A 23,463-nucleotide genomic window follows, 5' to 3' on the forward strand; every position below is an offset into this window, starting at 1 on the left:
TACTAAATGCTAAATAAAATCAGTAAATTTGTGTATTATGGAAACACGCGAAAAAATCATCATTATAGGAGGAGGATTTGCGGGGCTGCAGCTTGCAAAAACATTAAATAACAAGAATAAAAAAGTAATCGTTCTGGACCGGGTGAATCATCATATGTTTCAGCCGCTTTTTTATCAGGTGGCCTGCGGAAGGATAGAACCTTCCAATATTTCCTTCCCTTTCAGAAAGATTTTTCAGCAGTCACGAAATACACAGTTTCGTCTTACGGAAGTAAAAGAAATTGATCCTGTCCATAATAAAGTCATCACAGATGAAGCAGAGTTTACCTATGATAAGCTCATTATAGCAACCGGATGTAAAACCAATTTCTTTGGCAACAAAGATATGGAATCCAGAGCTTTCGGGATGAAAAATACCCAGGAAGCGATAGGCATCAGAAACCATGTGCTGATGACCTTTGAAAAGCTGATTCTGGAGAAAAGCAGAAGCGACGACGGTAACTGGAACATCCTTATTGTAGGAAGCGGACCAACCGGGGTAGAGCTCGCAGGTGCCTTTGCTGAAATGAAAAAAGAGATTCTTCCGCGGGATTATCCATACATGAATTTCGATCACCTTAAGATTATTTTAGTCAGTTCCACTGAAAAACCATTGGCCGTAATGAGCAGTGAAGCACAGGAGAAGTCTGAAAAATATCTTAAAGATCTTGGAGTAACTTTCTTAAGCGGTGAGGTCGTTACGGAATATGACGGCAATAAAGTATACATGAAGAGCGGGAAAGAAATCCCTTCCAACAATGTGATCTGGGCTGCCGGAGTTACAGGCAATGTCGTAGGCGGTTTTCCGGAAGATAAGCTGATCAGAAACAGATATATAGTAGACAGATTTAATAAAATAAAGGGGTACGATAATATTTATGCGGTTGGAGATATTGCCTATATGGAAACTCCGAAATATCCTCAGGGACATCCGCAGGTAGCCAACGTAGCCATTAATCAAGCAAAAAATTTAGGTAAAAATTTTCTGAAGAAGAATGAAAGTGAATGGACAGAATACGAGTATAAGGATCAGGGTTCACTGGCAACTATTGGAAAGCACAGAGCTGTGGTAGATCTTCCGTTTATCAAGTTTCAAGGATTCCTGGCATGGTATTTCTGGATGTTCCTTCACCTGATGCTCATCCTGAGTGTAAGAAATAAGCTTGCCGTCTTTTTCAACTGGATGTGGAGCTATTTCAACAAAGATTCTTCTTTAAGATTAATTATTTCACCGAATAAGAAAAACGGAACATTACAATGAGAATTGACATAATAAGCGTACTTCCTGAATTGATGGAAAGTCCGTTTCAGACTTCTATTTTAAGAAGAGCAATGGATAAAGGTTTGGTAGAGGTACATTTTCATCATCTGAGAGACTGGGCGATTAATAAGCACAGACAGATCGATGATGAGCCTTATGGAGGCGGAGCAGGAATGGTGATGATGATAGAACCGATCGATAAATGCATTTCGGAACTTAAAGCCCAGAGAGCCTATGACGAAGTAATTTATCTGACACCCGATGGGGTTACTTTAAACCAAAAAATAGCCAACACCCTTTCCATAAAAAACAATCTGATTTTTCTTTGTGGTCATTATAAAGGTATTGATCAGAGACTTCGGGATCTTCATATTACCAAAGAAATTTCAATCGGTGATTATGTCCTTACCGGGGGTGAACTGGCAGCGTGCGTTCTGGCAGATTCTATTATAAGACTGATCCCCGGAGTATTAAATGATGAGCAGAGTGCCCTTACCGATAGCTTTCAGGATGATCTTCTTTCGCCACCCATCTATACAAGACCCGAAGTGTATAAAGGTTTAGAAGTACCGAAGGTTTTGCTGAGCGGTAACTTTGCCCAGATTGAAGAATGGCGTCATGATGAAGCAGTAAGGATTACACAGGAAAAGCGTCCGGATTTGCTATAAAAATAACAGGGAAACCTGTTATCATGAATTTTTTTTCACATTCTGAGGATATTGAAATTAAAACGGAATAAGAATTGATAGAAAAATAAATCGGGCTGAAATTATTAATTATTTTGCGATCTCAAACATGAATTTATTCATGTTAATTTGAAAATTATGGATTGTTTTAATTCTATCTAATGGAGAAATAATTTCAAATACTTAATAATTTAGTCAGATAAAAGCTTTCTTGTTGATGTTTTTTAGTCAATAAGTTGTATTTATTGTATAAGTTTAATCTAAAAATATTGTAAATAAATTAACGAAATTTGAAAAAAAACAATAAATTTACAACGGAAAAAGAAAGTGATAATTTAAGATAGCAATTTGTGCAGATGGAGATGTTCTCTTTTTACAATGTCGAAAACTTATTTTTACCTGATCCAAAACCTGTCCACAGATTAGATCCAACCCGATCGGGATTGAGAAACTGGGATGAAAAAAGATACAGAAATAAGCTTTTTAAAATTTCACACGTTTTTCAATTGATGAAGGAGGAAAATGAAGTTCTTCCGTTTTTAATTGGGCTGTCCGAAGTTTCCGGAAGGAAAGTTTTGGAAGATCTGGTGGAAATGGAGCCTTTTAATTCAGAATATGGAATTGTGCATTACAATTCCATGGACGAGAGAAAGGTAGATGTAGCCCTGCTATATGATAAAACCAAAGTAGAAATTATAGATTCGGAAACGATCACTTTCTTCTTTGAAATTATAAATAAAAAAAACACAGAAAATTACGACACAACCCGAGACGTACTATTTTCTAAAATTAAATATAAAGGAACTGTTATTAATGTTTTTGTCGCCCATCTTCCCTCTAAGCGAGAAAAAGACGTTAATAAGCCCAAAAGAGACTTTATCCTTAATGAGATCCGTTCACGGATCTTGAAAATCGTGCGTGAAGAAAAGGAACATGTAATATTGTGCGGTGATTTTAACGAAAACCCGGATGATGGAAATTTAGTAAAAATTCTATACGACAACGATCATGAGAAGGTATTGATAAATCCTTTTCAAGAGTTGTTCTATACAAGAAATTATTCTACTTTTCATTATAAGTCAGGTTTGCTTTATGATCAGATTATCTTGTCAAAATCTCTTTTTGATAACGATATTTTGAAGTTTCAGAATGCCCATATTTTTAATTCTGAAAAATTAAGCAGCCGAGTAAAAAATTTTGAAGGCCGACCCTTCCGAACCTATGCCGGTACACGGTATTTGGGCGGATACAGCGATCACTTTCCGGTTTTTGTAAAATTTGAGGAAACAAAAACATAAATATTAAAAGTAGAAAATGAAGAATTCAAGCAACACAAGTTATCATTTAGACTCGATTGACAAAGAGATCATTTACATGCTCATGGATAACGCTAAGACATCGTTAGCCCACATTTCAAAAAATGTCGGAATTTCCACAACAGCAGTACATCAACGGATCAAAAAACTCGAACATGCGGGAGTTATTGAAAACTCTATTTCATTTCTTAACCCTAAAAAAATAGGGTATAAGGTGATCTCGTATATCGGTATGTTTTTAGACCAGCCCAGTCATTATCCGGATGTTGTAAAATCTCTTCAGGACGTGAATGAGGTAGTAGAAGCCCATTACACAACAGGAAATTATACCATATTCCTGAAAGTTCTTTGCAAAGATAATGACCATCTGATGCAGATTCTTAGCAAACTTCAGAAGCTTAAAGGCGTGACAAGAACAGAAACTTTCATATCTTTGGAACAAGGTATTTACAGACAACTGAAAGTATAACGATTATGAACATTGCCCAATATTTGGATTCAACCTATTTGAAAACGCCCGCACAGTCCGGTATTTCAAACGAAGAAACATTACAATTAGATAAAGAACTGGCACAGGAAGCTATAGATCATAGCATCTTTGCCGTAATGATCCGTCCGGATTATGTAGCGGATATCAAAAAGTATATTCAGGAAAAAGGTTCAAATGTTGCGGTAGGAACCGTAATAGGTTTTCATGAAGGAACCTATTCTATTGACGAAAAGCTTGCGGAAGCTTCAAAAGCAATTGAAGACGGAGCCGATGAACTGGATTTTGTTATTAATTACACTGCCTATCTAAGAGGAGATCTGGAACTGGTAAAAGAAGAGTTTGTAAAAGGTACTCAGCTGGGCCTCAAGCATCAGAAAGTAGTGAAGTGGATTATTGAAATAGCGGCACTGACAGATGATCAGATCGCTGGTATCACCAAACATATTTCAACCTGGGCAGAAGAAAATTTCTCAGAAAGTGAGTTTCCAAAAATTTTTGTGAAATCTTCTACAGGTTTTTACCAAACTGAAGGAGGAAAGCCCAATGGAGCTACGTTTGAAGGCATAAAAATTATGCTGGATCATGCAGGCAAGCTTCCTGTAAAAGCAGCCGGAGGGGTAAGAACTCCTGAAGATGCTGAAAAAATGATCAGCATGGGAGTTAAGAGAATCGGAACTTCCTCCGCACTGGCACTAATTAAAAACGAATCCTCATCAGAGGGATATTAAAAAAATAAAACCATCAAATTTTGATGGTTTTTTTATTTATGCCTGAGCCTGATACTCTTCGTAGAACTTCTGTGTTTCTTTGATTAACACATCCATTTCCTCCAAGGTAAAGACCTCAAGGAATTTCTTTCTGAATTCTTTAAAATGAGGAACACCACGGAAGTAATTGCTGTAGTGCTGTCTCATTTCAATAAGTCCCAATTTTTCTCCTTTCCACTCTGCGCTCCATTCCGCATGTTGGCGTACAGCCAGAAGACGGTCTGAGATGCCAGGTTCAGGAAGATGCTCACCTGTTTCAAAGAAATGTTTGATCTCGTTAAAAATCCAGGGATATCCAATGGCGGCACGACCGATCATAATTCCGTCGCAAGCATATTTCTGTTTGTAGGCAAGCGCTTTTTCCGGAGAATCAATATCACCGTTTCCGAAAATTGGAATCTCTATATTCGGATTTTGCTTAATTCTTGAAATATGTTCCCAGTCTGCTTCTCCCTTGTACATTTGTCCGCGGGTTCTTGCGTGTATTGTTAAAGCTTTAATTCCAGTCTCCTGTAAACGCTCTGCCACTTCATCAATATTGATGCTGTTGCTGTCCCATCCCAAACGGGTTTTCACTGTCACAGGCAGATGAGTAGAAGTTACCACTGCTTTGGTAAGACGTACCATAAGGTCAATATCCTTAAGAACTCCTGCCCCTGCTCCTTTGCACACTACTTTTTTCACCGGGCATCCGAAATTAATGTCTACCAGATCCGGGTTGACAGTTTCTACAATTCTTGCAGACATTGCCATTGCTTCCTCATCTCCACCGAAAATCTGGATGCCGACCGGTCTCTCATAATCGAAAATATCCAGCTTCTTGCGGCTCTTCATTGCATCACGGATCAAGCCCTCGGAAGAGATAAATTCTGAGTACATCAGATCAGCCCCATGCATCTTGCATAGACGTCTGAACGGAGGATCACTTACATCTTCCATCGGAGCCAGCAAAAGCGGAAATTCCGGCAGTTCTATATTGCCTATTTTTACCATGGCGCAAATTTACGAAATTCTAAACATTCGGAAGTATGATAATATCTATCGTTGTAAATGTTCCCTGTCTATTTGGGAAAAGGCTTTGATCTCAGATTTGAGACATGAGATCTTAGACTTTAAAAGTTGTTTCCTTATAGGATTTTATTACGCAAATGAATGAAGAACAATCGATTGTAGATGTATGATAAAAGACATGGGCACGAGATAAGAGCCCTTTTTTAGATGCTTGATTGAATAATTGGTAACTCAAGCGCTTAAAAACTAGCCTTTACCTGCATACTTCCAATGTGGATGGTTCGGTCTCCCGAATTTCTTCCCTCATAATTGAGGTTGAGCTGAAGGAAAGAATTGATCGCCTGCTGGATGAAGACACTCCATACCTGATTTTTTCCAGGCTTGAGACCATCCAGCATCTGGTTTCCTACAATACTGAAATTGTTTCCTGTAAAATTATTATTGATGAAAGAGAAGTTTCCCCTGATCGACGTTTTTCTTCGTTCCCACTGAATCGTTCCTGTGATGTCAAAAGCTTTTAATAATTCTTCACCGTCCATTCTTTTTTTCTGACGGTAGGCAGAGGAGAGTTCAGTCTGGATGGCATCTGTAAATTTATAAGTCGCTTTCGGTTTGGTTTCAATATTATGAAGAAGGTAATCTCTTGTAGCAAATAGCTGGGATGAGTTTTTAAGCTCATGGACAGAATTCTCCCAGTCTACCCTGAATTCTTTATTAAACCAGTATCCAACATTGATGAAATGAGAAGTCTGCTGCCTTTCTTCGTTACTGAAATTGGCATTGATAAGGTTATCGTTGGAAATAAAACGGTAGTTACCATTCCATCCGGATTTTTCAGTGGGGTTAAACTGTACGGAAGCTAATATGTTCTGATTTTTGAGGATCTGATCGCTGTTCTTTTCAAACGGGTTCAATACTAAAACCTTGTCCTTTTTATAGAATGAGTTTTGTGAATTTAATGAAACATTAAAATTCCAGCGCTTTAAAAATCCATTTTCTGAATTGAAAATAATCGCTGGGTTGACAAACAATGCCAGCTGTATTTTATTTTTATTTGAAGGGATATACCGTACAGAATTGGTGTAGATTCTGATGTACTGTGCCAGATCAGAGTATTCTGCAATTTCGAATTCGTCGAGCTGCTGGATGCCGTCTCCGTTATAATCGGTCCACTTGTAAACCCCTTGTCCATCCGTTACTTTAAGGTACTGGAATTCTCTTTGCGCTTCCTGTCCGTTTCCAAGTTCATAAAATGCCTGCAAACGCATTCCGTTTCTGAATAACTGCTGATTGTAAAGTATATTTCCAACTACGAAATCATTATTTCGAGTCATATCGGCTTCATTATTTTGATAGAAAAATTTTCTGTAATGTATTAAAGCATTTAAAGTCGTTTTATCAGTTTTAATAATCTGACTTTCAGCCATAATCCCCAGAATATTATTCATATTTTCCAGTCTGTTGTTTCTTACAGAATCATTATCTCTCATATAGACTTTAGCAAGCAATTTTGTACGCGTACTATCGCCGATTTTTTTCTGTACAAAGATCTCTTTCCAGCTGAAACTGGTGACATCCATGAGTTGGGTATCATTGTACTTCTTCTCATTATGTTCCATACTTCCCCCCAGAGCCCAGCTGCCTTTTTTGCCTGTAAACTCTGTAGAAACCCCTCCTCTGATAAATTTCGTATCCTGAAGGGTCGCATCGGTATTAAGATAAGATAAATTCCCTTTGGTAAAAAACTTTCCTGTGATCCATCCAAAGTCGAGGTCATTTTTTATTCCTTTGTAGGTGTCCTGTTCATCCAGGTAATTGATTCTGTAATTTAGATTTGATTTATTATTCCATTTATTCAGAAAGCTGAATGTAAATCTGTTTTGGGTTCTCTGGCTGAATTCCTGTACCAGGTTAAAGTCTCTTGAGAATTCTACATCGTTGATACGGTCCAGAATATGAAATTGCTTGTCTATGTACTGATATTCAAAACTTGGAGTACCTTTCCACCTGCTTTTTGTGAACGTTTTATTTCCAAAAACACGCCATGCATATCCTATATTTTGAGCTGCATCTTTTGATGAAAATAGGTTCAGATCGTAATTGCTCAGGGAGAAATCAGCGCCTATTTTTCCTTCCTTTAAAAGATATTCGGAATTCACTGAATACACCTGTGATTTCTGAGGTGAAGGGAGTTTTCTTACGGCTTTATAATCTCCCATATTATTCCCTACATACTCAAATACACGGCCGTTGTTAGTCGTCTGGGTAATTTTATAATCTCCCTGATTAATACCGAAATACGTGAAGGAAACCTGATATAATGTTTCATTCTGATCGGTAGAGAATTCGTAGAAATTGCCGGCGGGGTTTAACCGATACAGGATTTTGTTGACATCATATGCTGTAACCACACCTGATGGGGCATACATGAGATTCGGGTCATTTCCTGCTTCTGCTAAAATCTGTTCATCTTCTTTAGAAAGATTTAAAGAAAGAGGAGCATTTTTATTGTCATTTTCCATGAACCAGTTTAAGCCTACTTTAAACTTTTCCCTTTGATGTTCAAGCTTTCCGGTAAATAAATATCGGGAGTAATTCCTGTTTGTATAGTTATAAGAGATTGTAATGAAATTCTGCTGGAAAATCGGTCGGAAACTGGTAAAGGTGACCTCTCCTGTATTATAATTAATAATGTAATCCTGGTTTTCTCCACGCTTCATTAGAATACCGTCAATAAAAACCTGCTCAGAACCTGAAATAAGGGTGATAAACTGTTCACCATTTTTACCTGTCAGACGGTAAGGTCCCTGATTACCTTCCACTCCCTGAAAACGTACCCTGTGGAATTCACTTCGTGCGACCCCCATAGAAACATCGACAAAAGTCTTATTATCCTTTCCAAATTCAGTCTGAAATTCAAGACCCATACTCCGTCTCTGAAATTTGGCGAAATAGTTTTTGGACTCTACCAAGTCAAGGTGACCAGCTCTGAGGATCGATTTATCCTTAATATTAAGCTGCATATAGATCTTGTCAAATTCTTCCAGGGTTTGCGTGTATCCGTCCGCCTGAATAGGAAGGTTATGATCTGAAATACTCGCCAAAATAGTGACATCCTTCGAAAGTCGTCCGGAAATCTGAAGGTCCATTGAACTCTGTACAGATTGGCCTTGATTATTACCGAAAGTGATTCCTCTAATAATGGAACCTTTAGAGTTCAGTTCACCCAAAAATCTTTTCTTGTCGTTTTTGACAAGTACGGCTTCATCTACGATTATTTTGTTGTTGGTCCTTACAAAATCCAATGTGTCTTTTGCAAAAAGGTCCTGTTCAAAGCGTGCTGCGAGGATGCTGTCTTTTTTAATACTGTCTTGTGGGATGTTTGGATTTTTCCACGAAAATATTTGTGCATGAGCCGAAAATATGCCCATGAAAAACAAACCGATCAGAAGAAAAAAATTGCGCAAGCGTTTCAAAATAATTCGTAAAAATAGCTAAAAAATGTTAATGGAAATGGGTTTAGCATTATTAACAGAAAATTAATCTAATTATTGTAAACCCCTGAAAAATACCGGTAATTTTGCGGTGTAAATTATTAATAATTAAATTTTACAGTTATGAAAAAATTTTATTCGTTAGTTGCTACAGTTGTATTTGCTGTTGCAACATTAGCTCAAACTACTGTTTTCAATGCAACGTTTGATGATTTGGATGGAACAGGGGGAAATGATGATTCTTGGACTGGAAACGTCGGGACAAAGTCTCTCAGTACCTATACAACAGCAGGTTGGGTATTTGCAGGTGCAGGAGGAGCGTCACAATGTATTAAAGCTGGTTCTGGCAGTACAGCAGGTTCAGTAACTACACCTGCATTAACAGGTCTTGCCGGTAATGCCATTCTTACATTCAGAGCTGCAGGATTCGGCACTGACAATACCTCATTAACGGTGACGATTTCTGGTGGAGGAAGTATCAATGGTTCCAACAGTTTTACCTTGACCAACTCTGCATTTTCTACTTATACCGTTAATATTATTGGAGGTACCTCTACAACAAAACTTAGATTTGCTTCAGCAGCAGGAGGAAAGAGATTTTTTATCGACGATATTAAATTGGCAGTGCAAGGTGCTCTTGCTGTAAATGATATTAAAGCATCTTCAATAAAGTTGATTAAAAATACTTCAGTAGATCATGAGATCTATTTCGGAGCAAAATCTGATATCAAAATCTTTGATCTTAATGGAAAATTAATTAAATCTGCTTCTGTGACGGAAAATGGAGTATTAAATGTAATAGATCTTCAGAAAGGGATTTATATTGTAACAGGAAATGTTAATGGTAATGCGGTTTCTGAGAAGATTTTAAAAAGCTAATTTTAATTAATTGTTAATTATATACCGTCATTTTAAAATAATGACGGTTTTTTTGTACTTTTACCACATAAATTTAAAACTTTTTATAATGAAAAAAATCTTTACTGTTTTAGGATTAATTTCCGCAACGGCATTTATGAATGCTCAGATTGTGATCAATGAGGTATATGGAGGCGGAGGGAATTCTGGTGCTTCTTATAAAAATGACTTTGTTGAATTGAAAAATATTGGTACAACTTCAATTACTTTAACTGGAGCTTATTTACAATATGCTTCAGCTATCGGAACTTTTAATGGAGGAACTAGCAATCACGCTCTTCCTACTTTTACTTTGGCGCCGGGACAGACTTATTTAATTCAGGAAATTTCATCTGGAGCAAACGGGGCTACTTTACCAACACCAGATGCATCAGCAACAATAAACTTATCAGGAAGTGCAGGTAAAATTGCATTGACATCTGATGGTACTGCACCAACATCTTCTACATCTGCGAACGTTATAGATTATGTAGGATATGGAACTACAACTACCAGCTTTGAAGGTACAGGACCAGCTCCTGCTCCATCAAATACAAATTCTATAGCAAGAGTAGCTGGTGATACTAACAACAATGCTACAGATTTTGTTGCAGGTGCTCCTACTCCTAAGAATTCAACTACAGGATCACTAGCTGTTTCAGATGTTAAAAATGTAAAAGCTGGAAACTTTGTAAAAAATACTTTCGTGAAAAGCGACGAAATCACTTTTGGTGCTGATGTGAAAGATGTGAAAGTGTACAACATGTTCGGACAGGTAGTGAAGTCTGCTTCTGTAAAACAAAACGGAACTGTGAACGTTGCTGAATTGGCAAAAGGAAATTACATCGTAACAGGAACTGTAAACAACGAGCCTGTATCTCAGAAGATTTTGAAAGACTAATCTTTAGTTTCTTTTAAATAATATATGCTCCGGCCATTTCTACGAAATGGCCGGAGCTTTTTATGATATCATCTGCTTAACCGCTGATTTGGCTGGCATATCCGGCTCAATAATTTGAATTAAATGAAGTATGTTCTGTTTTTAGAGATATTCTTTGATTATCTATTTTTGTGGTATCCTTTTTGATATCTATTGAATAGAGATTGGTTATTTATTCAGCAATTGTTTTGAATAAAAGTTTTGAAATCGATCTCTAATAAAATTTTAAAGTTAGTTTTCAATATAACATGTTAAAAAGAGCAGCTGTATTTTTTACAGTTGCTTCTTTTTAGTTAATACCATCCTCTTCTCGCAGCATTAATGACTGCACCTAGGTTGAGAACTAAAGTATATCTGATGCGTTTTGCATAATCCTTAAAAGAAGGTTCAAAACCTAAGGATGACTGTATAGGAAAATAAATTTCAAGGAAATCAGGAATCAGTCTTACTTTGATACCGCTATCCCAGATAAACTCAGCAGGACGGTTTTTGTTTTTATATATCCCTGCATCAGCATAAACATGAAATATCTTCCAGACACTTGAGTCTACATTAAAAGAAGTAATCCACTGATTAACAGATCCCGGAATAAAAGATTTGAAACCTCCGTCAGCCAGGATAAACTGTTGGGATAAAAGACCGCTGTTGGCACTTTCACCCAAAAGATTATAGGAGAAAGAATAATTGGACACTCTTGAAATTCCGTAATTAAACATATTATTTCGCGTGTCATTTCTTACAAAATAACCGGCGAACAGTCTAAGGCTTAATTTTTGTTTAGGAGCGAACTCCCATCTGTAAAATCCTTCAGCAGTTATTTTGTTGAAATCCTCCATGCCTTGTGTGCTTAAACTTAAGCTTTTTTCATGGATCATCTGACTGTCACTGTATCCGTATCCTGCAGTCCATAAGTTGTATTTGCCATAATCTCTGTTGGCAACCATTTTCGGACTCAAATCTCTCTCTAAATAATTATAGGAGAATCCAAGACTTCTGCTCACCGTACTCCGTGGATTTTTTCTGAAATTAATATTGGAAAATATAGAACCTTTCCTATAGGCCAGTCCATAGTCATAATGGAAATATGAGCCCGATACCCCAAAAGTAATACTTCTGAAAATACTTTCTGCCGGAAGAAAAGAGTAGGAGATCGCTCCTGACCCTGTCAGTTTTCCTGTTCCGGTACTGTAAGTGGGGGTAAATGAATACAGAAATTTCTGGTCAAAGAAAGATTGATTCTTTAAATTCACGCCCAGTAGGAATTTATCGTAAGTATTGTTGAATCGTACCCTTGGACTGATGTATATTTCGTTGTATTCCGGGTTGGGAATGTCCTTTATCAGTTTAAATTTTATTTTTTTTGCATTCGAAAACAGACCTTTCGCGTATAAAAAATTATCGCGGTATTTAGATTCCGGAAAAATATAATCACTGTTGAGCGTGACTTTGTGAATATCTTCAGAAGCAGGAAGAACGAAATTGGTTATTTTTTCATGCTCTTCAGTTTCTACCCAGTACGATTTTTTTTCACCTTCGCTTGTTTGGGTTTCAAGTCGGACAGGTATGAGAGTATCTGCATTCTTACCAATTCTGATTGTTAAAGAGTCTGCATCTCTTTTGATATTCTTCAGCCTGAAGTTAACTCTGTTTTTTCGTTTTAAAAAATCTGAAAGGTATCCTGAAGTCTTGTCTTTGTCAGCAAGCTCTTTCAAAAAGTCTTCCGGATCGATCTTTTGGTCCGTATTTTTAGAAATATAATTTTTTACGATTTCGTTGAAGCGGTCATACCCCATTTTCTCTGCCGTATAATTGAAAAGACTTCCGGTTTCAAAACTGCTGACAGCCATATCGTTGAAGTTGCTTAAAACCGTAAATTTTTCACCGATTTTCTGATCCAGATTCTGGGACATGATGTATTGATAAGAAAGTCCATAACGGTCGATAAGTTTGACTTTGGAGGCATGGAATAACTTCAAAGGTTTGACTCCAAAAATCTTAGTTTCGGGCAGAGTACCCAATAATTTGGTCTCTTTATAGAATTTTTGGATATACTGGATTTCCATGTACGATTTTAAACCGTTCTTAAACCAGTGATTGCTTTGTTTATCTGCTATGACGCTTTCGTCAAGAATTTTTTTAGTAATGATTCCGAAATAATCAAGATCCGTTTTTTCAGCGTCAGTGAATAACTGAAATCTGAACTTCCAGAAGGTAATATCATTGTTTCCGAAAAAATCTTCCGAAGACCTGAACTTCTCTGAAATAAAGAGGTTTTTTGGAACGAAACCTATCTTTTCTTTAATGAATTTTAAATGCAAAGGAAGATAGAATTCAAGATTCTGCTTTTCTTCCGGTTTCAGATTGTATCCGAATTTGATCTCAGTATCTTCGCCATCTACATTGACTTTTATGGAAGGAAGCCCATTCTGTGCGATGACAAACTCAGGATCAGAATCAAGGTAACCCTTAAATGAATTCATTTGCGTTTGTGGGAGATTACCTTCGATAAAACTGTTGGGTGGAAGATCAAAATTGATGGTCCAGAATGTGTTGAAACTTACAGATTCTTCAATGTCGTGATAGTTCCTTTTGGAAATATTGTCCGGATCAAAATGATCCGGAACAATAAAGAAATATTTTAATGCTGTCATGGTATCAGATGTACCATATCCCGTAAATCTCTTGTCGGGTAGGCGCATGCTGTAATGAAGCTGTAATGTAATGCTTTCACCTGGCTTTAAGGCCTCTGCCAGAGGAAGAAAAAGATTCTCATCTGAAATTGAACTCACTGGTACCAACTGCTGGGCCGAATTTTGAACCTGTAAATCAAGAAGCTTACCAAGCTGCTCCGGTTTGGCAAAATGCAAATCAGTACTTCTGTCTTCAAGTTTTCTGTAGACCAGGGAGGTCCCTTTTTTATTATAAGCAGAAACCCAATTGAGAAACTTCACCGAATGCAGGTCTTTATCGGAATGATTGTAATACACAATTTCCTGATTCACCTCCAGTGTTTTTCTGTCGGCAGATAATTTAGCTTCAATATATATGCTGTCCTTCTGCCCGGAAACCTGTACAATTCCCCAAAACAAAACAAGGCAAGTGGTGATCTTTTTCAATATCCTGTGATAAAGCCCAAATATAAACTTATTTTGAATATATTCAGCAGGATTTTAGCCCTGAACTGTGTTTTTTTGCAAAGAATTAACATATGCATTCCAGCCTTCATTTTTATAGGTAACGGCAGCCGTTTCCGGATCTTCAGATTTATAAATTCCTCTTCCTACAATAATGAAATCGGTGTGAAGCATTTTGAAAACGTGCTCAGGAGTATTATACTGCTGTCCTTTCCCATCTCCTGAATCTGCAAGATTAACACCTGGTGTGAATAGCAGAAGATCTTCAGGAATCTGGTTCTGAGATACCCCTCCGATTACATTAGGATGTGATAATGCTACTTTTAAAGCTTCTTCACGATAGCTGGATGTAGTCAGTGCTCCTTTTGAAGACATTCCAACAATAGCAACTACCCCAACATTTTTAAAGCAATCTAAAGATTCGAATCCTCCGATTACCTGTGACGTTACGAAATCTGCCCAATCGGTAATTTTAAATACACCGCTGGTAAACTGCAGTTCCTGGGTATTTCCAATATCAGCAAACTTTCTGTCTTCCATCAGGAGAAACTGGTGCTTTTCAGCCAATGCTTTTAAGGGAACAATTGTTTTTTCGTAGTCAAAATCTGAAATGATATCAATATGCGTTTTCAAGGCAATCACATGAGGACCTACTTTGTCAGCAAGAGCAAGCAGTTCCTGTGTGGTCGTAACATCTGCAGAGGCAATCAGGTTAGATTTTTTTGCCAGTGCAGTTTCCAGTAATTTTTTTGAAACTGAGTGCTGGGTTTGCTGAAGTTTTTGTTCGTAAGAACTTCTTGTCTTTTCTTCAAACTGAATATGATTTACTTTCAGAAAATCCTGATTCTTTTTACTTCTTCGTCAGACAGCTCTCCGGTTTCCTGAAGAATCGTACATACTTCTGAAATATTGAAAAGTGTGTGTACTCTGTATCCTTTGCTTTCAAGCAGTTGTTTTCCGCCCTGTTCTCTGTCAAGAACCACAACGATATCCGCTACTTTCAGATCTTCCTGCTCAACCTCTGCAATAGTTTCTACCAGAGATTTTCCGGAAGTAATCACATCTTCTACCAAAAGACAGTTCTGTCCTTTCTGATAAATTCCTTCGATCAGTTTTTTCGTTCCGTAGCTTTTTGCTTCTTTTCTTTTAATAATTAATGGAATATAACTTTCCAAAGACATTGCAGTAGCCATCGGAAGCGCTGCATAAGGTACCCCACAAATTAAATCGAAATTATCCAATGGAAGCATTTCCAGTAAATAATTAGCCAGATTTTTTAAAATTTTGGGATCTGAAGCCAAAGGTCTCAGGTCAACATAGAATGGGCTTTCGATACCACTTTTTAAGGTAAACCTTCCAAATTTGATGATGCCCAGCTTGTAGCACTCTAAGAAAAATTCTTTTTTACTTTCCATTATTTTTTATTAGATACTGCAAATTTAAGGATTTGAAATAAGGCTTAAAAATTTATCAACCATTTGTCAACAAAAAACCATCCCGAAATGTTTCAGGATGGTTTAAAATATTTCTGTAAAGTATTATTTTACAATTTCTGCATCAATGATTTTGGTTCCACTCAGCCTTTGTTCTGCTTCCCAGAGTAAAAATTTATCTACCTCTTTAATAAGCTTAGGAATCGTCAGCGACAATACTGCAAGGTCATCCATCACCCCTAAAACAGGGACCGCAAATTCCGGAAGCAGGTCAATGGGAGAGATCACATAAAGAATTCCTAGAAGTGGAAGGATAATATCGATGGATCTCATTGGATATTCTCCTCTTCTCCACAATTTAACCATTCTGAAGATATCAGGAATTTTTTTTACGAATCCTTTGTGGCTGATGGCCTCTTTTGCAAGATTTAATTTTGAATATTTCATTTTGTGTTTAGTTTTGATCATTTTTCAACACAGTAAATTTCGCAAATTTTATACCAATAAACTATAAAATTTAGTTAAAAAAAATTACTTGATGATATTGTCAATGAACTGATGCACAGTCTCTGTGTTCCAATCTCTGTAGGCATCCTCCTTAATGATGATTCTTCCATGCTGATCAATCAGAAAAGTGGTAGGGAATACTTTGGGAAGAATTTTTTCAGAAATAGGACTTTGTGCAAAATATACAGGAACTGTATAATTATTTTCCTTTAAAAATTTTCTTACCGCATCTTCCTGATCATTCATGGCGATCAGAATAAAATCTACATTTCCTTTTCTTGAATCATATAATTTCTGAATGGTAGGCCATTCTTTTCTGCAAGGCGGACACCATGTTCCCCAGAAATTAAGGAAAACAGGTTTATTCTTAAAAGCTTTAAGATTGGTATTGGGTGCATTGATTCCTTTTAGCTCAATGTCATAATCTTCTTCACTTACATGGACCGCATTTTCAATGGTAGCAATTGGAAAGAACTGGTCTTTCAGGGATTCTTTTACTCCTGGTACAAAAGCGATCACCCCGATAATGATGATCAGGACAAGATAAATGATATTCTTTTTCATGCGTTAATCTTTACTGTTATTTTGACCGAGGGAAATTAATGATCGTTATAATAATTCTAAAATTTCCTCAACGGCGTCTTTTCCTCTGTTTTTAGCGTAATACAGTTGCAGATCGTTATAAAAATTATCTTTAGGATAAGCCTCCGGGTCTGCTTTATGTTTCATTAATAATTCATGGCCGTACTTCGGGCGAGGGCCCCAGGAATTTTTCACATGGAAATCTTTGTCCAGGATAATTACCTTAGGAATAGACTCTGTACCGTTGGTCAGGTATTGGCTGATTAAGCTTTTATCACTGTCTCTGAGGAAAATTTTCACCTCATTGTGTCCTTCAAAAAATGTGACAAGTGCAGGAACTGTAGCACTTGCATCACCACACCATGCTTCTGAAATAATCAGGATCTTTCCGTCAAAATTTTTGGAAGCCAATTCTTTCAGCTGCTCTTCGTCCGGGACATACTTTTTCAGTGTTCTGTCCATTCTCTGAAGTCCAAGTTCGTAGTATTGTTTATATTCGATTTCCTGTTGGTTGGAAGGATTTTCTAATCTTTCTTTTCCGATGCGGAGGTATTCTTCAAAAGAAATTCCCTGATCCCAGTAATTTTTCATTACTAAAAATATTTATATTAAAAATTATTGATGTTTCTTGTTTTGTTGATCAAAAAGAGGTCAGCCAGTACAAATGCAGCTAAGCTTTCCACAACGGGAACGGCTCTTGGCACTACACAAGGATCGTGACGTCCTTTTCCCTCAACGATGACCGGGTGACCATATTTGTCCACACTGTCCTGAGGTCTTAGAATAGTCGCTACAGGTTTGAATGCTGCACGGAAATAAATATCCATTCCATTGGAAATACCTCCCTGAATGCCTCCTGAAAGATTTGACTTTGTTGTAAAATCTGTATTAAAGGCATCGTTGTGCTCCTTTCCTGTCATTTTAGCACCGCAGAAACCGCTTCCGTATTCAAATCCTTTGCAGGCATTGATATTCAGCATTGCTTTACCCAATTCAGCCTGAAGCTTGGAAAATATCGGTTCTCCGATTCCAACAGGAACGTTTTTAATGACGCAGGTAACGGTTCCGCCGATGGTATTGCCTTCCTTTTTGATCTCTTTGATTCTTTCGATCATTTTTTCAGCAGTTTCAGCATCCGGACAACGTACATCGTTGCTTTCCGTTTTTGAAAAGTCAAGAGCCTGATAAGGTTTTTCACAGAAAATATCACCTACGGAAGAAACGTAAGCATTGATCTCGATACCGGACAAAAGCTGTTTTGCTAAAGCCCCTGCAACGACCCAGTTGATAGTTTCCCTTGCAGAAGATTTTCCGCCCCCGCGATAATCTCTTATTCCAAATTTCTGGTCATAAGTGAAATCTGCATGACTCGGACGATATGAATCAGCAATGTGATCATAATCCTTAGACTTCTGATTTTCATTTTCTATAATAAAACCGATTGGAGTACCTGTGGTTTTCCCCTCAAAGATTCCGGAAAGAAACTTTACCGTGTCGCTTTCTTTTCTTTGAGTGACAATCGCAGACTGGCCCGGTTTTCTACGATCCAATTCATATTGAATTTTATCGAAATCTACCGTTAAACCTGCCGGAAAATTATTAATGATACCGCCATAAGCCACGCCGTGACTTTCTCCAAATGTTGTAAGACTGAGAAGATTACCTAATGTGTTGAACATAATACAAAATTACCTATTTTTCTTCAGATAATAAAGTTTCTCCATTTGTTCTATTGATCACTGTTTTTGATAGTATGGATAACGTCCTTTATCTTTCTTTTTTCCTTTGGAGTCAACTGTTTCCAGATAAATCCTTTTTTGATATTTTTTTTGTCAATATACTGCGGGAAAATCCCTGAATGTATATAGTCAATGACGTAGCCCGAAGAAATGGCAGGAAGCGGAGTGTCAAAATTAAAAGGGTAATCTTTTGATATATTGAATTTTAAATTTCCTGTTTGGAAGGTTTCGAATTGATAGTAATGATAGGTGGAAGGTTTATACAATTGTTCTTTTTTGAAGCCGGTCATGAAATTTCCCGGTCTGAAACTCGGAATATATTGACGGATGGAGTTGGGGAAACTTAAAATGCCCAGCACCAGTAAACTTAATAATAAGAAAAAAAGCAGTGCCTTTTTTTTGCTTAAATGAATAAACAATACAAAAAATATTACAAAAAACGCATCAATAAAAAATCGATATTGGGCCGAAAAAGCTAATACCAGCATACTTTTAATTAATAAAGAGATACAGATCAAGGTGAGGATCTTTTTCTTTTTAATAAAGGCAAAAACCGAAAATACAGTCAGGCATAAAATAAATAGGATATTGATTTTCGATTTAATTCCTTCCAGTGTAAACCAGTTTCTGACCGCGTCATAAAGAGAAAATTTTTGGATTTCCTCATAGGGATACTGCATATCATACGTTTTCTGAATAGCGTATTGAGATGATATTTTTAAAACCTCCGGATTAGGTTTCCAGCTGAATCCGAAATCGCCTGTAGCAACTGGGAATACCGGATAACCAAATGTCCATATATTTTTAATGAAGAATAATAAAAGGATGAGAATTCCGATGATGGTATGTTTATAATGAGGTTTAAAGATCAATACAGAAGATAGGAATACCAATAGTGGAAGCCAGATCATCGTAGGCTTTATAGAAAAAATGAAAACAGCATAGGCAAAAAGGAGCCTGATATTTTTATTACCTGTTATGAGCTCATTTAAAATAATCAAAGATAAAGTAATGACAGGCAAATCCGGGCTTGGCGATTGTGAAAAAAGCAAAAATACCGGAATAAATGAGAGTTGAATCCAGCTTTTGTTTTCAAAAATATAAATGGTGTAAATGATCAGCAGAACGGCATTCATCCTTAAAAAGGGATCTGAAAACCCTGAAAACCCTGCCTGGAAAATATGCCAGACCGACATTTGTCCCAATGTAAGATCAAGATTGGCAATGCCTTTCACCAGACCATATTCCGTAAGCCATTTGATACTGGGAACATAATATCCGAAATGATCTAATATATAAGGATAAAAAGAACTGCTGTAAAGAATGACTACTGAGATACCGCCTATTAAAAAAGAATCTTTTTTAGAGAAGTGATAAAATTCGAGATACAGTTTATTTTTGAAAAAGAGGAAAACTCCTGCTAGTACAAAAGGAATCTCTACATATATATTGATAGGAATAAAAAACGCAAGAACTGTCCATATCAGGCTGAGTCCAATTATTCCGTTTAAAATATTCCCTGAAATTCCCTGCGATAAAGATCCTAAGAAACTCTCTAAGATCTTTCCCCAGCCTGCGAGAACTGAGAGCATGATTGCTGAAGAAAGAAAGAGTAGCATCATAAAAAAAGATTGCTTAAAAATAAGCAATCTTTAAATAGTATCATGGAAATATTAATTACGCGGTTGAACTCTTCCGTCTTTTCTGTCACCAGCTCTACCGATTGTATAACCGGTTGCACCACCAACGACTCCACCAATTACGGCACCAAGACCTCTGTTTTTCTTCGCTACAATAGCTCCTACTGCGGCACCACCCACGGCACCGATAGCGGTTCCTTTAGCGGCTTTGCTCCATCCTTTTTTCTTTTGGGTTGTTCCTTGTGATGAGCTGTTTCCGTTATCAGCATAGGTTCCTCCTCCAGAATTTGAGTTAGATCCTCTGTCTCTGTACACGGTTCTCGTTTCTCTTATGACTTTAGGTTTTGAATTGCTGGCAGCAGCAGCCTGAGATTTTTTACTTTCTGAGATGCTGTCCACCTTTTTCTGGGCCTCGTATACTAATTTCTCTTTTTCAATAGCCAGCTTTTGTTTTTCTATATCAAGCTGTCTGGCCTGGAATTCCAGTTTCTGTTCTTCCAGTGATTTTTCAGCTGTCCTGTCGTCTTTTTTGCAGGCTGTCATTAAGAAGACTGATAAAAAACCTGCTAATACTATCTTTTTCATAATTCAAATTTTAATAAGTAGTCTTAGCCCAAACGGCGGCAACTATCTGTATATTTCCAATTATGAAGCCAACATTCAGTTAAGAAGTGTTAAAATATTATATTTTAAGATAAATGTACTTTTTGTGAAAAAATCAGACTGCATTGTTTCTGTTTCCAGCTGGTGTTCTGGAATGTAATTTTTAGTTAATTAAGTGTTTTCATTCAGTTCATATGAATTGGTTACTTTTGGAATACCAAATTACTTTCATATGAAAATATCAATTTTTAAAACAGTGGCTTTTGTAGCCTTGTCGGTTACGGCTTTATCATGCTCAAATAATGATATCATGGCAGATGCTCAGTCTCAGCCTCATTCTGAAACCTCTAAAGAAGTTTCAAAAACGAAAACTTATAAAGTAAGGTTTGGTCTTATTTCTTTAGACGGAACCAAGACCCTTTCGGGTAATCATGATGTGGGAAGCTTTCTGGCTGAGAATACGGTAACGGGAGAGGTTTATGATACCTATTACAGTGGAGGCTTTCAGACCCTTCCCGGATATTATGAGGGAATCCCTGCAGGGAGCTATACGTTTTCTGCGATGCAGGGACAGGGAGGCTGGACAGGCTATGGATCCGTAACTGGAACTGTATCTGATGCTCAGGTAGATGCAGATGGATATGTAACGGTATATATCCCTGTTACCTGGGCAGAATAAGACTTTGTGGTAAAATAAGTATCCATTTTGGAGATCCTCGAAAGAGGATTTTTTTCATCAGTTTAGAATACAGATAGTTTATTCACATTGTTTTGGAGTTTATTAAATTTAACATTATAAAAACTTAAAACTACTTATTATAGACGTCTTTGACTATTCATTTATTCTAAAAATGATTATTTTATTTGTTTATCAATGCTTGCTATTTTTGGATGTTGTATGATTCTGAAAAAAATAAATCATAAATCAGGCTTTTGGTATTACAGTTATGATTTTCCTTACTCGAAAAGATATAATAGAAGAAGATATTAAGACGTTAATTGTCAACGGATTCTGTTTAGATTTTTCTAAATAGATTTTTTTCATCATTTGTGTTTTTAGACCTCCTGAATGGGAGGTCTTTTATTTTACCTTCATGATAGAGGGGGGGACTTCAGGAATGAATTTCTATTATTATGTCGGTTGTATTAAATAAAAAAAATGCTTCTCAACATTGAGAAGCACTATATTATATATTTAGAGTTACTTTTACTTTATTAATCAGGCGGTGAAGTCTTTGAGTTTGATAATTAAGGAGCTCATAAATTTCCTGCGGGTTGGTATATACTTCCGGAACTTTTTTGTTATTGATCTTTCTGATTCCTCTTCTTTTCATCGTATCATGAATCACTTTAGCAAAAGATTCTTTGGCTTTCGATTTGGAGCTCTGTTGAGAAATACCTTTCGCATGTAATCTATACATATAAAGTGGCTCTTTTATATATTTGACATTACCGTGCTCAAGAATCTTAAGATAAAGGTCCTGATCTACAGCGCTTTTTAAATTGGGGTTGATACCAGAAGTTTTCAGGTAAGTTTCTTTTTTAAAAGTGAAGAAATGAGCAAACTGAGTAGGGCAATTGAAAAAGAATCTGCTGTTATAAATCTGTTTTGTACTTGCAAATACCTTATCCGGATTAAGATTTTCATCACAGAGCATCATTTGGGAATAGGCTGCTGTAATATCATTTTTTACAAACTCCTGTGTTATCTTCTCCAGGGCATCTGTATAAATAGCATCATCGGGATCCAGATAAGCACATATTTCTCCTTGTGCATATTTCATGCATTCTCTTTTTGTATATCCGCAGCCTTGATTAGTGGCATTGCGGTACATCTTGAAACGGGGATCATTTTTAATAATCGTTTCAATTACTTCCATAGAGTCATCGGTAGATGCATCATCAACAATTATAACTTCCCAGTTTTGATAGGTCTGGCTAATCAACGAGTTATAACAGTCCCTAAAGTATCTCCCATTATTGTAATTGGCTATAAGTATAGAGAATTTTATCACGTTATATTGAATTAGATTTTAATGTAAAACTATAGAATATATTATTTGAAAAATATGATCTGGATCAAGTTGTTTTTGGTAAATTTTTGTTATATTACAAGATTATGATTCGGTATAGTTTTAAATAATTGATTATTTATGCGAATATTCCATTGTTGAAAAGTTTTAAATTGCTGTAAATGAATACCGTTTGTTAAGCTGTAAAAGTGAAAACAGGAGTAGATAAGATTAATTGTCCGTATACTTTTGCGAAATTGAACTTAGGGTAATAATAAGATTATAAATTTTAATCTCGCAGTGAGATTTAGACATAGTAAATATGTTAAAAACTTACTTTATGACTCAACTCATAAAATGTACAGATCGTATATCATAATTTTGACTACAGAATTAAACGATAGATAATTTTATATAGATTATAAAAATTTTTTTCATCATTTGTGTTTTTTGAGGCCTCCTTCGGGAGGCTTTTTAATTTTTTCCATATTTTGAGCGATCTTGATCAAAAGATGAATAGTTCCGATGAAAAGAATTTATAAGTGAAAACTTTAATATGATCTTAGTCATAAAAAAGTAAGTCATAATGTCTCTATATTTGAATTGAAAATTAAAGCATTATACATTTTCATCACTTTATAATCATACTTTAGCTTCCCATTTATGGGAAGTTTTTTCGTTTTACCCGAATACATTATCGCTTCCTGATTTTTTTAATAGATAATAACTCTTAAAAATATATAAAGTATTTTTTGCCATTTTAAACTTTTGGCATGATTTTTCAATACATGAAGCAACTCATGTTTAATTTGAGTTTTCATGGTTATTAGTTTTTATCCCCGGAGCAATTCGGGGATTTTTTTTGTTATTTTTTCAATCATTATTTTGTAATGATAAAACTGTAAAAAATTA

Annotated in this window: 18 protein-coding genes and 1 pseudogene; 8 read left to right on the top strand and 11 right to left on the bottom strand. The window is 36.4% G+C overall.

All coding sequences use genetic code 11. The features are described 5' to 3' along the window. Nucleotides 1-37 precede the first annotated feature (37 nt). The 5 genes from EG346_RS10465 (at nucleotide 38) to deoC (ending at nucleotide 4,520) form a co-directional block, all read left to right on the top strand. Nucleotides 38-1,300: an NAD(P)/FAD-dependent oxidoreductase gene (locus tag EG346_RS10465; RefSeq protein ID WP_123878498.1), complete on the top strand. Its 1,263-nt coding sequence runs from the start codon at nucleotides 38-40 to the stop codon at nucleotides 1,298-1,300. After that, nucleotides 1,297-1,968, top strand: a complete 672-nt coding sequence (gene trmD / locus EG346_RS10470; RefSeq protein ID WP_073334362.1) for a tRNA (guanosine(37)-N1)-methyltransferase TrmD — start codon at nucleotides 1,297-1,299, stop codon at nucleotides 1,966-1,968. Before EG346_RS10465 ends, trmD begins: the two co-directional genes overlap by 4 nt. A 374-nt stretch (nucleotides 1,969-2,342) precedes the next feature. Continuing rightward, entirely contained in the window at nucleotides 2,343-3,284 is a 942-nt protein-coding gene (locus tag EG346_RS10475) for an endonuclease/exonuclease/phosphatase family protein (protein WP_123878500.1), read from the top strand. A gap of 16 nt (nucleotides 3,285-3,300) precedes the next feature. Beyond that, nucleotides 3,301-3,771 carry an Lrp/AsnC ligand binding domain-containing protein gene (locus EG346_RS10480; RefSeq protein ID WP_073334366.1) on the top strand — a complete coding sequence of 157 codons (471 nt, stop codon included), beginning with the start codon at nucleotides 3,301-3,303 and terminating at the stop codon, nucleotides 3,769-3,771. A 2-nt stretch (nucleotides 3,772-3,773) separates the two neighbouring features. Then, nucleotides 3,774-4,520 carry a deoxyribose-phosphate aldolase gene (gene deoC / locus EG346_RS10485; RefSeq protein ID WP_123878502.1) on the top strand — a complete coding sequence of 249 codons (747 nt, stop codon included), beginning with the start codon at nucleotides 3,774-3,776 and terminating at the stop codon, nucleotides 4,518-4,520. A gap of 36 nt (nucleotides 4,521-4,556) precedes the next feature. Here deoC and dusB read toward each other — a convergent pair whose 3' ends face one another. Continuing rightward, the gene (gene dusB, locus EG346_RS10490; RefSeq protein WP_073334370.1) at nucleotides 4,557-5,552 is read right to left on the bottom strand and encodes a tRNA dihydrouridine synthase DusB; all 996 of its coding nucleotides are present in this window, start codon (nucleotides 5,550-5,552) and stop codon (nucleotides 4,557-4,559) included. A 257-nt stretch (nucleotides 5,553-5,809) separates the two neighbouring features. Continuing rightward, nucleotides 5,810-9,001, bottom strand: a complete 3,192-nt coding sequence (locus tag EG346_RS10495) for a DUF8818 domain-containing protein (protein ID WP_123878504.1) — start codon at nucleotides 8,999-9,001, stop codon at nucleotides 5,810-5,812. Between the two features lie 186 nt (nucleotides 9,002-9,187). Here EG346_RS10495 and EG346_RS10500 point away from each other — a divergent pair, with 186 nt between their 5' ends. Beyond that, nucleotides 9,188-9,943: a T9SS-dependent surface endonuclease, AS87_RS02955 family gene (locus EG346_RS10500; RefSeq protein WP_123878506.1), complete on the top strand. Its 756-nt coding sequence runs from the start codon at nucleotides 9,188-9,190 to the stop codon at nucleotides 9,941-9,943. 88 nt (nucleotides 9,944-10,031) lie between these two features. Next, nucleotides 10,032-10,862: a lamin tail domain-containing protein gene (locus tag EG346_RS10505; protein WP_123878508.1), complete on the top strand. Its 831-nt coding sequence runs from the start codon at nucleotides 10,032-10,034 to the stop codon at nucleotides 10,860-10,862. Between the two features lie 332 nt (nucleotides 10,863-11,194). On the opposite strand, the gene EG346_RS10510 is transcribed toward EG346_RS10505, so the two are convergent. From EG346_RS10510 to EG346_RS10545, 8 genes and pseudogenes are all read right to left on the bottom strand, one after another. After that, nucleotides 11,195-14,017: an aminopeptidase gene (locus tag EG346_RS10510; protein WP_228425790.1), complete on the bottom strand. Its 2,823-nt coding sequence runs from the start codon at nucleotides 14,015-14,017 to the stop codon at nucleotides 11,195-11,197. 54 nt (nucleotides 14,018-14,071) lie between these two features. Then, nucleotides 14,072-15,450 (bottom strand): annotated as a pseudogene (pyrF, locus tag EG346_RS10515) (orotidine-5'-phosphate decarboxylase). 123 nt (nucleotides 15,451-15,573) lie between these two features. Continuing rightward, complete coding sequence (locus EG346_RS10520) at nucleotides 15,574-15,915, bottom strand: YkvA family protein (protein ID WP_073334454.1); 342 nt, start codon at nucleotides 15,913-15,915, stop codon at nucleotides 15,574-15,576. Between the two features lie 84 nt (nucleotides 15,916-15,999). Continuing rightward, nucleotides 16,000-16,539, bottom strand: coding sequence for a TlpA family protein disulfide reductase (locus EG346_RS10525; RefSeq protein ID WP_073334380.1), 540 nt, complete (start codon nucleotides 16,537-16,539; stop codon nucleotides 16,000-16,002). Between the two features lie 45 nt (nucleotides 16,540-16,584). Then, the gene (locus EG346_RS10530) at nucleotides 16,585-17,148 is read right to left on the bottom strand and encodes a thioredoxin family protein (protein ID WP_073334381.1); all 564 of its coding nucleotides are present in this window, start codon (nucleotides 17,146-17,148) and stop codon (nucleotides 16,585-16,587) included. A gap of 17 nt (nucleotides 17,149-17,165) precedes the next feature. Continuing rightward, a complete protein-coding gene (gene aroC / locus EG346_RS10535; RefSeq protein ID WP_123878511.1) occupies nucleotides 17,166-18,236 on the bottom strand; it encodes a chorismate synthase in 1,071 nt (356 codons plus the stop codon). Between the two features lie 50 nt (nucleotides 18,237-18,286). Beyond that, nucleotides 18,287-19,918 (bottom strand): LIC_10190 family membrane protein, encoded by a 1,632-nt coding sequence (locus EG346_RS10540; protein ID WP_123878512.1) that lies wholly within the window; start codon nucleotides 19,916-19,918, stop codon nucleotides 18,287-18,289. A gap of 51 nt (nucleotides 19,919-19,969) precedes the next feature. Continuing rightward, entirely contained in the window at nucleotides 19,970-20,521 is a 552-nt protein-coding gene (locus tag EG346_RS10545) for a YMGG-like glycine zipper-containing protein (protein WP_073334384.1), read from the bottom strand. Between the two features lie 250 nt (nucleotides 20,522-20,771). Here EG346_RS10545 and EG346_RS10550 point away from each other — a divergent pair, with 250 nt between their 5' ends. Then, entirely contained in the window at nucleotides 20,772-21,218 is a 447-nt protein-coding gene (locus EG346_RS10550; RefSeq protein WP_123878515.1) for a hypothetical protein, read from the top strand. Between the two features lie 508 nt (nucleotides 21,219-21,726). On the opposite strand, the gene EG346_RS10555 is transcribed toward EG346_RS10550, so the two are convergent. Beyond that, nucleotides 21,727-22,554 (bottom strand): glycosyltransferase family 2 protein, encoded by an 828-nt coding sequence (locus EG346_RS10555; RefSeq protein WP_228425792.1) that lies wholly within the window; start codon nucleotides 22,552-22,554, stop codon nucleotides 21,727-21,729. Between the last annotated feature and the right edge of the window lie 909 nt (nucleotides 22,555-23,463).

This window comes from Chryseobacterium carnipullorum (assembly GCF_003815695.1).
Classification (GTDB): domain Bacteria; phylum Bacteroidota; class Bacteroidia; order Flavobacteriales; family Weeksellaceae; genus Chryseobacterium; species Chryseobacterium carnipullorum.

What these genes read in the sequence shown, in the direction of transcription:
- EG346_RS10540 (WP_123878512.1), bottom strand. Translation starts at nt 19,918, where the DNA reads ATGATGCTACTCTTTCTTTCTTCAGCAATCATGCTCTCAGTTCTCGCA.
- EG346_RS10530 (WP_073334381.1), bottom strand. Translation starts at nt 17,148, where the DNA reads ATGAAAAATTACTGGGATCAGGGAATTTCTTTTGAAGAATACCTCCGC.
- EG346_RS10550 (WP_123878515.1), top strand. Translation starts at nt 20,772, where the DNA reads ATGAAAATATCAATTTTTAAAACAGTGGCTTTTGTAGCCTTGTCGGTT.
- EG346_RS10495 (WP_123878504.1), bottom strand. Translation starts at nt 9,001, where the DNA reads ATGGGCATATTTTCGGCTCATGCACAAATATTTTCGTGGAAAAATCCA.
- EG346_RS10545 (WP_073334384.1), bottom strand. Translation starts at nt 20,521, where the DNA reads ATGAAAAAGATAGTATTAGCAGGTTTTTTATCAGTCTTCTTAATGACA.
- EG346_RS10475 (WP_123878500.1), top strand. Translation starts at nt 2,343, where the DNA reads ATGGAGATGTTCTCTTTTTACAATGTCGAAAACTTATTTTTACCTGAT.
- dusB (WP_073334370.1), bottom strand. Translation starts at nt 5,552, where the DNA reads ATGGTAAAAATAGGCAATATAGAACTGCCGGAATTTCCGCTTTTGCTG.
- aroC (WP_123878511.1), bottom strand. Translation starts at nt 18,236, where the DNA reads ATGTTCAACACATTAGGTAATCTTCTCAGTCTTACAACATTTGGAGAA.
- EG346_RS10500 (WP_123878506.1), top strand. Translation starts at nt 9,188, where the DNA reads ATGAAAAAATTTTATTCGTTAGTTGCTACAGTTGTATTTGCTGTTGCA.
- EG346_RS10465 (WP_123878498.1), top strand. Translation starts at nt 38, where the DNA reads ATGGAAACACGCGAAAAAATCATCATTATAGGAGGAGGATTTGCGGGG.
- EG346_RS10525 (WP_073334380.1), bottom strand. Translation starts at nt 16,539, where the DNA reads ATGAAAAAGAATATCATTTATCTTGTCCTGATCATCATTATCGGGGTG.
- EG346_RS10520 (WP_073334454.1), bottom strand. Translation starts at nt 15,915, where the DNA reads ATGAAATATTCAAAATTAAATCTTGCAAAAGAGGCCATCAGCCACAAA.
- trmD (WP_073334362.1), top strand. Translation starts at nt 1,297, where the DNA reads ATGAGAATTGACATAATAAGCGTACTTCCTGAATTGATGGAAAGTCCG.
- EG346_RS10505 (WP_123878508.1), top strand. Translation starts at nt 10,032, where the DNA reads ATGAAAAAAATCTTTACTGTTTTAGGATTAATTTCCGCAACGGCATTT.
- EG346_RS10480 (WP_073334366.1), top strand. Translation starts at nt 3,301, where the DNA reads ATGAAGAATTCAAGCAACACAAGTTATCATTTAGACTCGATTGACAAA.